Source organism: Pseudoflavonifractor capillosus (genome assembly GCF_016899775.1).
Taxonomy (GTDB): domain Bacteria; phylum Bacillota; class Clostridia; order Oscillospirales; family Oscillospiraceae; genus Lawsonibacter.
Genome location: NZ_JACJJE010000072.1, coordinates 1 through 11898, shown reverse-complemented (window position 1 = coordinate 11898; position 11898 = coordinate 1). Strand labels below are relative to the sequence as shown.

Below are 11898 nucleotides of genomic sequence, written 5' to 3'. Positions count from 1 at the left end.
GTGCTCATAGTCGCCCACCCTACCCCCTCTGGCCCTTCGGGCCATCTCCCCCTGACAGGGGGAGTCGGCCCCGGACCCCTGTTTACGGGGGCCGCCAATTAGGCAACATAGTTCGTCAACGCAAAGGCGCGGGTGGCTCAGCTGACTGGTTCCCGTTCTATGACCGCTGCCGCTGAGTTAGCGGTAACCTTTGGGGGTTGCTCCTATCGGTGGAAAGCGCGCCTTTTGAGTTGCTTGGGCTCAAGTGCGGCTCAGGGCACCGGCGGGCGGGTGAGGACACCCGCCCCTACGGAGTATCCAGAGACGCATCTGTCTTTGCGTAGAGGCCGGTCCCAGACCGGCCCGGGCGTGCCTGCGGGCGGCCCAGTGTGCCGCCCCTACGGGTTGAGCAGGTTCGTCGCAGAGGCCTCTGTGATTCCGGAGCCCACCCTCATCCGCCTCGCATCCGCTCGGCACCTTCCCCCTTGGAGGGGGAAGGCTTGCGGGCGGCTGATAGCCGCCCCTACGGCGAAAAACGGACCGGGAGCGTTGGCTGGGAAACCTAGGCGCAGTCTGAAAACCGCAGTAAAATCAAATTTTGTACACCCAGGGCCCAGTGGGCCCGGATTCAAACGCACCCAAGCACTCCTGGTTTTGCGCGCCGGAAATGCTCTGCCCACTTCGAGGGGTAACCCCCGCATTTGGGGTCCGGGGAAAGCGGTCCTATGGACCTAGGCGGAGCAAAGCGGAGCCGTAGTCCATCGGCCGCGTCCCCGGCGGCGTTTTGGTGACTTTGCCGCCGCGGGCAAAGTCACTCGCCGCCCGCAGGCGGCGAAACTCCCCTGCAAAAATCCCACCCCCCGGTGACAATTCCAGAGACAAAATCGTTTTATAGGTGAGCGCTCAAAGAAGAAAACAGAAAGGAGGCCGCCGGGATGGACGATGTGATCGCCCTGTTCCACCGGTACAAGGACCCGGTCTACCGACTGGCCCTATCCTTCACCGGCTCCCCCGCCGACGCGGAGGACGTGACCCAGACGGTATTTCTGAAATATTTGGAGACCCAGCCGGAGCTGGAGGAGGGCAAGGAGCGGGCCTGGCTCCTTCAGGTGACGGCCAATCAGTGCCGGGACCTGTGGCGGCGGCTGCGCCGCCGGGCCACTGTCCCCCTGGACGAGGCCCGGGCCGTGGCCGTCCTCCCGCCCAAGGTGGAGACGGTGTGGGAGACCGTGAAAACCCTCAAGCCCATGGACCGGGGCGCCCTGTACCTCTTTTACTACGAGGGGTACTCCACCGGGGAGATCGCCCAGATGCTCCGGGTGAGCCAGAGCTCCGTCACCTCCCGGCTGAGCCGGGCCAGAAAAAAGCTGAAGGAACAGCTGGAACAGGAGGGATACCATGAAACAGGAGTTTAATTGGGCCATGGACCAGGTCAAGCTCCCGCCCGAGGCCGAGGAACGGATTTTAAGGGCGTTGGAGGAGCAAAAGGCCGGAAAAGCGCCCCGCCGCCCCAGACGGACGTGGACAACCGCCGTCGCGGCTGTGGCCGCCGCGGTGCTGATGACCGGAACCGCCTTTGCCGCCGCCTATCAGGCGGGGGTGCTGGATATTTTCTTTCAGGGAGATACCAGCAGTTTGGAGTCCTATGTGCAGACGGCGGTGGGCAGTGCGGAGAATGAGGATTACCGTTTCACGGTGAATAGCGCATATTATGATGGGATGTCAATTTACGCCGTGGTCACCTTGGAGGGGCTGACCGATCAAGCCGCAGAGCGGCTATTTAGCAATCAGGTTTTTGCAGATTATTATGCGCAGCTGTACGGACAGGAGGAGTTTGACGCTCTTTTATTAAAAGACCCTGATTGGCTGGAGACCAGCAGCAGGCTGGAGATGTTTGTGACCAATATTCGGGATGAGTTTGGCAACGTGGTAATAGGCTATGAAGTGCCCCCTCAAAGCGAATTTCCGGACGAGTCCGGCCGCATGATTTCCTGGAAAATCAAGTTTGATCTCTTTCAGTGGACTGGTCCCACGGATATGCCATTCCGGGTGTGGATCAACTTTATGGGGGAGGATTACGCTGTTGCCATCCCATTGAACGAAGTGGCGAAAACCGCTCATTTGGAGCCGAACTACACGATTTGTATGGATATGCCTACCAACGAGCAGGCCATTGTGCGGGAGATTTATGTGACACCCACGCAAATTTATTACCGAATGGATTATCTTTCCGCCTCCCGGGCCCTTCAGCTGGAGAACATAGAGGGAGACTGGTTTGCCTTGCGAATGCAGGACGGCACCATCATCAAAGGAAGCCAGATAAATCTTACGGGAACTGGAGGATGGAGTGATAAGACCATGCAGTATGAGAGCATCAGCACTCTAAAATCCCTGGTGTTCTCCGATGTCAGCGAAGTATATTCCATCATCCTCGGAGATACCGAGTTCCCGCTGGATGGCTCCCAGCCGTTCCCGTCCGAGTTAGTCCTGGATTTGTCCCACCAGCAAAAGGCCTCCTGATTTTCCCGTTACGGCGGGCGGCCCAGTGTGCCGCCCCTACGGAATGGCATGGGCGGCGCGTCCGGGAGGCCGCGCCCTACGGGTGTCATGGTCCACGGAGGACGGGCGGCCACATGGGGCCGCCCCTACGGTTGAAACAGACCCCCCTTATAACCAGGGCCGTTCCCCTCATCCGTCACGGCCTGCGGCCGTGCCACCTTCCCCTAAAGGGGAAGGCAGGGGGATAGGCCTTCAAAGCCTTCCCCTTTAGGGGAAGGTGCCCCCGAAGGGGGCGGATGAGGTATCCCGTATTCCTAAACCGGTACCGTTGGTTCGGCAAGCTCAGGCGCAGAAATGGAGCCGCGCCCGCTCCAATTTTCCACAAACCCAGGGCCCAGTGGCCCGGCGGGAATTCGGACACTCACTCAGATTTTGCGCGCCGGAAGGATTCTGCCTGCTCTAAGGGATAACCCCCGTAATGGGGCCCGGGGCCGACTCCCCCTGTCAGGGGGAGATGGCCCGAAGGGCCAGAGGGGGTAGGGTGGGCGACTATGAGCACGAAGCGCTCATCCTGAGCCGCGCCCGGTGGCGTTTTGGTTACTTTGCCGCCGCGGGCAAAGTAACCCGCCGTCCGCAGACGGCGGAATCCCTCTGCGATAAACGAAACCGCTCTATCGTCGCCCCCTCATCCGTCTGGCCTTCGGCCATCTCCCCTTGATAAGGGGAGTCGGCCCCCGAGGGGGAAGGCTTTTAGGGGGGAGTGCCCCCTCATCCGGCCCCTTCGGGGCCACCTTCCCCCTGGGGGGAAGGTCTCGGAGGACGGGCGGCCCAGTGTGCCGCCCCTACGAGAAAAGCGGCGAAACGCTATATATAAAATTATAAAACCACAAATTCCTGCCACACTCAATACAAACGGAGGTATGAATAATGCAGACCAAATACATTTTTGTCACCGGCGGCGTGGTATCCGGCCTGGGCAAGGGCATCGCGGCGGCCTCTCTGGGCCGTCTGCTGAAGCAGCGGGGGCTGCGGGTGAAGGTCCAGAAGCTGGACCCCTATCTGAACGTGGACCCGGGCACCATGAGCCCCTATCAGCACGGGGAGGTGTTCGTCACCGACGACGGGGCGGAGACCGACCTGGACCTGGGCCACTACGAGCGGTTCATTGACGAGAACCTGACCGGGGCCTCCTCGGTGTCCTCGGGCAAGATCTACTGGAACGTCCTCAACCGGGAGCGGGCGGGGGACTACCTGGGGGGCACCGTCCAGATCATCCCCCACATCACCGGGGAGATCAAGGACCACATCTACGCCCTGGAGGGCCCGGACACCGACGTGGCCATTGTGGAGATCGGCGGCACCGTGGGCGACATTGAGAGCCAGCCCTTCCTGGAGTCCATCCGCCAGGTGGCCGCCGAGCGGGGCCGACAGAACGTCATGTTCATCCACGTGTCCCTCATCGTGTCCATCCCGGGCAGCGGGGAGCTGAAGAGCAAGCCCACCCAGCACTCGGTGAAGGAGCTGCTGGGCCTGGGGATTCAACCGGATGTAATCTTGTGCCGCAGTGATTACCCGCTGTCGCGGGAAATTTTGGAGAAAATCTCCCTGTTCTGCAACATCCCCGTGGACCACGCCATCCCCAACCTGACGGCGGACATCCTCTACGAGGTGCCCCTGATGCTGGAGCGAGAGGGGCTGGCCGACGTGGTGGTGCGCCGTCTGGGGCTCATCTGCCACACCCCCGACCTCACCGAGTGGGCCACCATGGTCCACCGGGCCAAGCACCCCAAGGGCTGTGTGCACATCGCCCTGGTGGGCAAGTATGTGGCCCTCCACGACGCCTATCTGTCGGTGGTGGAGGCCCTCACCCACGGCGGCATTGAGAACGGCGTGAGCGTGAAGATCCGCTGGGTGGACTCGGAGGCGGTCACCGATGAAAACGCCCACGAGAAGCTGGCCGGGGTGGACGGCGTCCTGGTGCCCGGCGGCTTCGGGGACCGGGGCATTGAGGGGATGATTGCCGCGGTGCGGTACGCCCGGGAGAACAAGATTCCCTTCTTCGGCATCTGCCTGGGGATGCAGATGGCGGTCATTGAGACCGCCCGCCACCTGTGCGGCATGGAGGACGCCCAGTCCGGGGAGTTCTCCCAGACCACCCAACACCCGGTCATCGCCCTCATGCCCGACCAGGTGGGAGTCACCGCCAAGGGGGGCACTATGCGCCTGGGCTCCTGCCCCTGCCGGGTCACCGGGGAGGACACCTTTACCTATAAAGCCTACGGTTCCCTGGACATTGCCGAGCGGCACCGCCACCGCTATGAGTTCAACAACCAGTTCCGGGAGGCGCTGGTGGAGACCGGCGGCCTGACCCTGGCCGGCCTGTCCCCCGACGGCCGCCTGGTGGAGATTGTGGAGCGGAAAGACCACCCCTGGTTCGTGGGCGTCCAGTTCCACCCGGAGCTGAAATCCCGGCCCAACAAGGCCCACCCCCTGTTCCGGGAATTTATCGCCGCGGCGAAAACGTATCAGAACCAGTAATGCCCAGACCGAGAAAAAAGAAATCGCCAGCCGCAAGAACGAATCTTGCGGCTGGCGATTTGTCGTTTTAAGATTGGAAATTAGTAGCGGGTGTACATTTCGTCAAGGTCCTTATCGTCAAAATCAACGGTTGTAGTGTGGATTTCTCCATCTTTGTACACCGTGTAGTAACGACAGTAATCATCGTATACCTTATCAACAATGCCATAGTCTCCGTCCACGCAAATTACGTCACCAATGAGCAAATCCTCAGGATACTTTACATCGTCATAGTCGCGATTTCCAAAGATTTCATCGCTCACATAGTAGGCAAATGCTTCACTGCCCTCTACGTCGTCGTCAAAAACATTGGAATCATAGGAACGGTCCATGTCCCAATATCCGTCAGCTTCAAAATACTTGCCAGAACACTCGTCTAAGATTTCGTCCATGAGAGCGCTCACATTGCCCGTAGTAATGCGGTCACCGTTGGTCAAGCGGTCATCCTCATCCCGATCATCAGTATACTTGGCATCCTCAGGATAGCGGGTGTAAATTGTGGTGATATCGTCCAAATCACAACCAAACTTCCAGGAGATTTCCTCGTAATACTCGTCAGCGGCCACATAAGTGCAGGAATAATCCGACCAATCGATGTCTACCACGACACCATAGAGAGCGTGATAGTCGCGATCATAAATGACGTCGCCGATACGCAGGTCGTCAACATCATTCACCTTTTCGTAATCCAAGTTACCGAAAATCTCATCACTGATCTTATAAGCAAGCGCTCTGGAGCCCTCGGCATCGCCTAGCACATCAGACTCATAATCAGCGTCTTCACGCCAAGTCTTACCTTCCTTATAGTCCTTATCTTTCTTCAGATCGTCCAGAATGGCCTCAACATTTTTCCGGGTGGCCTCCTTGCCGTTGGAGAGCACGTCGTCGGGCTCGGGCATATCCAGGTAGCGGGTCCAGACGGTGTCGTACCGGTCCAGGTCGTCCCGGTACATGTCGTTCTTCCAGGAGATCCAGCCGCTGGAGTCGCAGGAGACGTAGGTAAAGGTATCCTCGTCCGCCTCGCACACCACGCCGTATTCGCTGCCGTTGTTCAGAGAGATCACGTCGCCCAGCCGCAGGTCGGCGGGGTCGTCGATCTGGTTGGCGGGCATGCCGCCGAAGATCTTGTCGCTGATCATGTAGGCAAAGCCCCTGCTGCCGGTGCCCACGCCCAGGCGCTGGGAGGTGTAGGTGGTATTTACGCTCCACTGGTCATAGTTGGGGTAGCTGGCCTGCAGATCGTCGATCAGGTTGGCCACGTTCTCCTCGGTGGCAACCAGGCCGTTGGCGAGCCGGTTGGAGTTGGTGTAGGTGGGGGCGGTAGCCTGGGTCTTCTCGTCGTTCAGACCGCACAGTACCACGGCGGCCTGGGCCCGGGTGGTGGTGGCGCTGCCGTTGAAGTTGCTGTTCTCATCCCCGGTGAGCAGGCCCTTGGCGTAGCAGTAGGCCACCGGCATCTGATAGTTGGTGGGGATGGAGCCGAAGTCCTTGATCAGCAGCTGAGAGAGCACCAGGCTCATGGAGTCGGGGGTCTCCCAACGCTGGGCGGTGGACAGGTTGTACATGATCTGGGCCATGTCATAGCGGCTGATCTGACCGTTGACCGAGCTGCTGTTCCAGGACCCGGCGGCGGCGTAGTTCTGGCCCACGGTGGTGCCGCTGAGCAGGTTGTTGGCGTAGGCCACGTTCATGTAGGGCCGCCACCAGTCGGAGGAGCTCCCCTGGGCTTTTACCTGGTTGGAATAGAACAGGTTGCACACCATGGTGACGAACTGGGCGTTGGACAGCTTCTGCTCCGGTCCGTACTGGTTGTTTCCAATGCCGGAGACCAGGCCGTTGTTGGCGGCCTTGGTGATGTAGGAATATCCCCAGTAGGTGGAGGGCACGTCCGTAAAGGCAGTGGCCGCAGACGCGGGGATGGTCAGGGCGCACAGGCCCAGGGAAAGGGCGATGGCTCGCCGTAATCCAGCTTTCATGTCAGTTCTCCTTCTCGTAATCTGTAATACACGCTGCAGTTGCTTGTGAACAGCTCTCAGAGATAGCGTCTCCCGTTTGGGCCGGCGCGAGAACGCCCGGCCCCCTGATGTTCCCTATTGTACTCTCTCTTTCAGGAAAAGTCAAAATACAGGAGCGCAAATTCACAAAGTTTTAATCCAAAAGGGCGGCGGAATTTAGACAAATTGTGCATCCCTTTTCTGTTTTTAGACGGAGCAGCCGGGGAAAAGTTCCCGATTGAGGAAGAAATTTTTCAGTTTTTCGGGAAAACGAGGATTTTCATATAAATTTAAGAAAACATTCTAAATTTTTCAAAATCTCCGTGGTATGGTATGCTGTAATCACATTACACAAATGAGGTCGCATGGTATGAAGAAAAAAACGATCCGGTGGCTGTTTCTCCTGGCCGCCGTCCTTCTGTGCGCGGGGGGCGGACTGTTCCTGTGGTGCAGCGGATTCTTTCAGGCCGCCGCCTCTCAGGAGAGCCTGAGAGCCTATATCCAGCAGTTCTCCCCCTACTCCCATCTGTGCTTTTTCCTGGTGCAGCTGCTCTCGGTGGTGCTGGCTCCCATCCCCAGCAACATCACCGCCCTGGCCGGCGGGGTGCTCTTCGGCACCTGGCCCTCGTTTTTGATGACCTTTGCCGCCGTGGCCCTGGGGTCCGTGCTGGTGTTCACCCTGGCCCGGGGGCTGGGCCGGGAGGCGGTGAACCGCCTGGTGGGCCGCAAGGTGTCGGAGAAGTACCGGGAAGTGATCCAGGCCAAGACCGACGTGTTCCTGGTGCTGGCCTTTCTGTTCCCCTTTTTCCCCGACGATGTGCTGTGCATCCTGGCGGGGCTCACCAACATCACGCTGGGCCGCTTTGCGGTTATTGTGCTGCTCACCCGGCCCTGGGGCCTGCTGGTGGCCAGCGCCCTGGGGGGCGCCTCCTTCTCCCTGCCCTGGTGGGGGATGGTCCTCATCGGCCTGGGCGGCCTGGGGCTGTTCCTGGTGGGCATGAAGTACGGCGACCAGGTGGAGGAGCGGGTGCTCCGCCGCCTTCGGCGGAAAAAGTAAATTTTGGGGGATTTCGCCGCCCTTTTTAAGCCTTCCACCTGGGCGGATGAGGGGCCCTCCCCACAAAGCCTTCCCCCTGGGGGGAAGGTGGCTGGCCGGAGGCCGGACGGATGAGGAGATAATCCCCCCAAAAAGCCTTCCCCTCGGGGGGAAGGTGGCCCGAAGGGCCGGATGAGGGGGCGATGATAGAACGCTTTTTTGTAGGGCCCGATGCCCTCATCGGGCCGCTGGATGGCTCTTTTCGCAGGGGGATTTCGCCGCCTGCGGGCGGCGACCTTCTTTTTCCATGGCGAAAAAGAAGGCAAAACGCCACCGGGGACGCAGCCGATGGACTACGGCTCCGCTTCGCTCCGCCTAGGTCCATAGGACCGCCACCCTACCCCCTCTGTCGCTACGCGACATCTCCCCCTGACAGGGGGAGTCGGCCCCGGACCCCCATTACGGGGGTTACCCCTTGGAGCAGGCAGAATCCTTCCGGTGCGCAAAATCTGAGTGGGTGTCTGAATTCCCGCCGGGCCACTGGGCCCTGGGTGTGCAAAAATTGCAGCTGCTGCGGTTCCACAACCGCGCCTGGCTTTGCCGAGCCGACATGCCTGGTTCAAAACATGGGATACCTCATCCGCCCCCTTCGGGGGCACCTTCCCCTAAAGGGGAAGGCTTTCAAATGGCATCCCCCTGCCTTCCCCTTTAGGGGAAGGTGGCACGCGAAGCGTGACGGATGAGGCGGGAGCCCCAAGGGGCTCCCCTACACAAACTGGAAACCGTGCGTTCCTCTGGTAGGGGAGGGGCTGAAGGTGAATTGCCCCGCAGGGGCAAGAGAAGCCACCCTGGGGTGTGCCCCTCCCGCCGTCCTTCGAAAACGATCCAGCTTCTGCTGTAGGGGCGGCCTTTGGCCGCCCGCAATGTTCTCATGGAATCTCTTTTTCTTTTGACACAAAAAAACAGCCGCCATCCGGCGGCTGTTTTGCGCTTTTACGTTATTCAGCGGAGATCATATAGTAGTACACCGGCTGTCCTCCGGGCAGCAGGTTGACCTCGGCGTTGGGGCAGGCGTCGGTGAACTTCTGGGCGGCCTCCTGGGCCTGTTCCTCAGTCACGTCCTCCCCGTAGAAGATGGAGAGGAACTCGGCGCTCTGGATGTCCTCCGAACGGGCCAGGCGGTCCAGAAGGGCATCCAGGTCCCGGTCGGTGCCGAAGAGCTGGTGCTCCATCAGGGCCAGGTAGTCCCCCTCCTTGATGGCGAAGCCGTCAAAGTCGGAGTCCCGGGCGGCGTAGGTGATCTCGGCGGTGCGCACCCGTTGGGCCGCCTCGGTCATGATCTGGGTGAGCTCCTCCCGCCCGGCGTCCGGGTCCACCGCCAGCATGGCGGCGATGCCCTGGGGCACCGTCTTGGTGGGCAGAACCACCACGGTCTTGTCCTCGCACAGGCGGACGCACTGCTCGGCCGCCATGATGATGTTCTTGTTGTTGGGGAGCACATAGACCACGTGGGCGGGGGTGCGGTCGATCTCCCTTAAAATGTCCTCGGTGGAGGGGTTCATGGTCTGTCCCCCGGAGATGATCCCGTCCACGCCCAGGTCCCGGAACACGGCCTCCAGACCCGCGCCGGCGCACACGGCCACATAGCCGTACTCCTTCTCGGGGGCGGCCTTCACCGGCTGGGCCGGGGTGCAGCCCTGGTTCTCCAGCTCCTCCTCCACGGCCTCCAGGTCGTCGGTGCTCTGGACATGCCGCCCGGCGGCCAGGTCCTCCGCCTGGGTGCGCATGTTCTCGATCTTGGCCAGCTCCAGAGTGCCGTACTTCTGGGCCTCGGTGAGGGCGGCCCCGGGGATGTTGGTGTGGACGTGGACCTTGAAGGCCTCGTCGTCCTCGCCGATTACCAGGCTGTCGCCGATGCCGTTGAGGTAGGTGCGGAAGGGCTCCAGATTCACATGGGGGGAGGGCTTCCGGACGATGAACACCGTGTCAAAGGCAAAGGTGATCTCCTCGGCGGACAGGGCGCCGAAGTCGGCCTTCTCCTCCTCGGGCTCCTCCTCGCTCAGCTCGGGCATGGGCTTGCCCTGGAGCTGGTCCAGCATGCCCTGGAGGATGATGAGGAAGCCCTTGCCGCCGGCGTCCACCACCCCGGCCTTTTTCAGCACCGGGTTCTGGTTCACCGTGTCCGCCAGAGCGGCCTGTCCCTCCTCGATGGCGGCGGCGAGGACCGCCTCCGCGCAGTTGTCCTCCCGTGCGGTGCCGGCGGCCCGGGCGGCCGCCATGCGGGAGACGGTGAGGATGGTGCCCTCGGCGGGCTTCATCACCGCCTTGTAGGCGGCGGCCACGCCGAAGTCCAGGGCGATGGCCAGGTCCCGGCCGTCCATGGTCTCCCGGTCCTTGATGGCCTTGGCGAAGCCCCGGAACAGCAGGGACAAAATAACGCCCGAGTTCCCCCGGGCCCCCCGCAGCAGAGCGGAGGCGGTGACCTGGGCGGCCTGCCCCACGGTGTCGTAGGATTTTTTCTTCATCTCCCCCGCGGCGGCGGCGATGGTCAGGCTCATGTTGGTGCCCGTGTCGCCGTCCGGGACGGGGAACACGTTCAGGTCGTTGACCTGCTGCTTTTCCACAGAGATAGCGGCGGCGGCGTGGATGACCATCTGCTGAAAGGCCGCCGCGTCAATGGTTTGTCTCATATCGGCCCAGTTCCTTTCTACAGTGTCCGTCAAAACCGCATGGAGTCCACGCAGACGTCCACAGATTTTACCTCCACGCCGGTGGTCTTGCTGACCACATAGCGCACTTCGCTCATAATGGAGCGGCATACCGCCATCAGATTGACCCCGTTTTCCACGATGATGTGCAGCTCGATGGAGACGGTGCCGTCCTCGTTGTAATATACCTTCACGCCCTTGGCCATGGACTCCCGCTTGAGCAGGTGGACCAGCCCGTCCGTCTTGGACCGGACGGCCATGCCCTTGACGCCGTAGCAGTTGGTGGCGGCGCTGCCGGTGACGGCGGTGAAGACCTCGCTGCTGATGCGGATCTCCCCTAAGTCGTTTTGCAGTTTCATAAGCCGTTACCTTCCTTTCGCTGGGGTCTTTGTATTCTATGGTCTTATTGTAGTCGATTTCCCTGGGAATTACAAGTAGAATTTGGCGGGATGGACAATTGGCCTTCCCCTTGGAAGGGGGGAGGCTTACGGGCGGCCTTTGGCCGCCTGCCTCATCCGTCTGGCCTAACGGCCAGCCACCTTCCCCTAAAGGGGAAGGCAGGGAGATAGGCCTTCAAAGCCTTCCCCTTTAGGGGAAGGTGCCCCCGAAGGGGGCGGATGAGGTATCCCGTATTCCTAAACCGGTACCGTTGGTTCGGCAAAGCTAGGCGCGGCTGTGAAACCGCACCAGCTCCAATTTCCCGTAAAGCCAGGGCCCAGTGGCCCGGAAGGAATCGCAGAGGCCACTCAGATTTTGCGCGCCGGAACTTTTCTGCCTGGCCCAAGGGGTAACCCCCGTAAATGGGGTCCGGGGAAAGGCGAATATGAGCACGAAGTGCTCATCTGGAGCCGTCCCCGGCGGCAAAATTCCCTCTGCGCACAACAAACGTAATCCGAAACCTGTCCCCTCATCCGTCACGGCTTCGCCGTGCCACCTTCCCCCCAGGGGGAAGGCTTACGGGCGGCCACATGGGGCCGCCCCTACAAAATTTAAGGGAACCTCCGGTTTTGCCGTAGGGGCCGACGACCTCGGTGGCCCGCGGGCGCACGCTGTGCGCCCACACAGGCCAATCGGAATGTTTCAGGGCTGTCTCTTATACACATCT

General features: G+C 60.9%; 7 protein-coding genes. 4 read left to right on the top strand and 3 right to left on the bottom strand.

All coding sequences use genetic code 11. The annotated features are described in order from the left end of the window. Positions 1-914 precede the first annotated feature (914 nt). The 3 genes from H6B31_RS14965 (at position 915) to pyrG (ending at position 5016) form a co-directional block, all read left to right on the top strand. Positions 915-1394 carry an RNA polymerase sigma factor gene (locus H6B31_RS14965; protein WP_204899234.1) on the top strand — a complete coding sequence of 160 codons (480 nt, stop codon included), beginning with the start codon at positions 915-917 and terminating at the stop codon, positions 1392-1394. Next, the gene (locus H6B31_RS14960; RefSeq protein WP_204899233.1) at positions 1378-2499 is read left to right on the top strand and encodes a DUF4179 domain-containing protein; all 1122 of its coding nucleotides are present in this window, start codon (positions 1378-1380) and stop codon (positions 2497-2499) included. The genes H6B31_RS14965 and H6B31_RS14960 overlap by 17 nt, the downstream gene beginning before the upstream one ends. 906 nt (positions 2500-3405) lie before the next feature. Further along, the gene (gene pyrG, locus H6B31_RS14955) at positions 3406-5016 is read left to right on the top strand and encodes a CTP synthase (protein ID WP_204899232.1); all 1611 of its coding nucleotides are present in this window, start codon (positions 3406-3408) and stop codon (positions 5014-5016) included. An 80-nt stretch (positions 5017-5096) separates the two neighbouring features. Here the strand turns inward: pyrG and H6B31_RS14950 are convergent, their stop codons facing one another. Continuing rightward, the gene (locus H6B31_RS14950; RefSeq protein WP_204899231.1) at positions 5097-7031 is read right to left on the bottom strand and encodes an S-layer homology domain-containing protein; all 1935 of its coding nucleotides are present in this window, start codon (positions 7029-7031) and stop codon (positions 5097-5099) included. Between the two features lie 388 nt (positions 7032-7419). Here H6B31_RS14950 and H6B31_RS14945 point away from each other — a divergent pair, with 388 nt between their 5' ends. Continuing rightward, positions 7420-8106 carry a TVP38/TMEM64 family protein gene (locus H6B31_RS14945; RefSeq protein ID WP_204899230.1) on the top strand — a complete coding sequence of 229 codons (687 nt, stop codon included), beginning with the start codon at positions 7420-7422 and terminating at the stop codon, positions 8104-8106. Positions 8107-9083: 977 nt separating this feature from the next. Here H6B31_RS14945 and fakA read toward each other — a convergent pair. Next, positions 9084-10775 carry a fatty acid kinase ATP-binding subunit FakA gene (gene fakA, locus H6B31_RS14940; RefSeq protein WP_204899229.1) on the bottom strand — a complete coding sequence of 564 codons (1692 nt, stop codon included), beginning with the start codon at positions 10773-10775 and terminating at the stop codon, positions 9084-9086. A gap of 29 nt (positions 10776-10804) precedes the next feature. Beyond that, positions 10805-11152: an Asp23/Gls24 family envelope stress response protein gene (locus tag H6B31_RS14935; RefSeq protein ID WP_008981184.1), complete on the bottom strand. Its 348-nt coding sequence runs from the start codon at positions 11150-11152 to the stop codon at positions 10805-10807. Between the last annotated feature and the right edge of the window lie 746 nt (positions 11153-11898).

Excerpts from the sequence above, each read along its gene's own strand:
- H6B31_RS14965 (WP_204899234.1), top strand. The coding sequence starts at position 915 with ATGGACGATGTGATCGCCCTGTTCCACCGGTACAAGGACCCGGTCTAC.
- H6B31_RS14960 (WP_204899233.1), top strand. The coding sequence starts at position 1,378 with ATGAAACAGGAGTTTAATTGGGCCATGGACCAGGTCAAGCTCCCGCCC.
- pyrG (WP_204899232.1), top strand. The coding sequence starts at position 3,406 with ATGCAGACCAAATACATTTTTGTCACCGGCGGCGTGGTATCCGGCCTG.
- H6B31_RS14950 (WP_204899231.1), bottom strand. The coding sequence starts at position 7,031 with ATGAAAGCTGGATTACGGCGAGCCATCGCCCTTTCCCTGGGCCTGTGC.
- H6B31_RS14945 (WP_204899230.1), top strand. The coding sequence starts at position 7,420 with ATGAAGAAAAAAACGATCCGGTGGCTGTTTCTCCTGGCCGCCGTCCTT.
- fakA (WP_204899229.1), bottom strand. The coding sequence starts at position 10,775 with ATGAGACAAACCATTGACGCGGCGGCCTTTCAGCAGATGGTCATCCAC.
- H6B31_RS14935 (WP_008981184.1), bottom strand. The coding sequence starts at position 11,152 with ATGAAACTGCAAAACGACTTAGGGGAGATCCGCATCAGCAGCGAGGTC.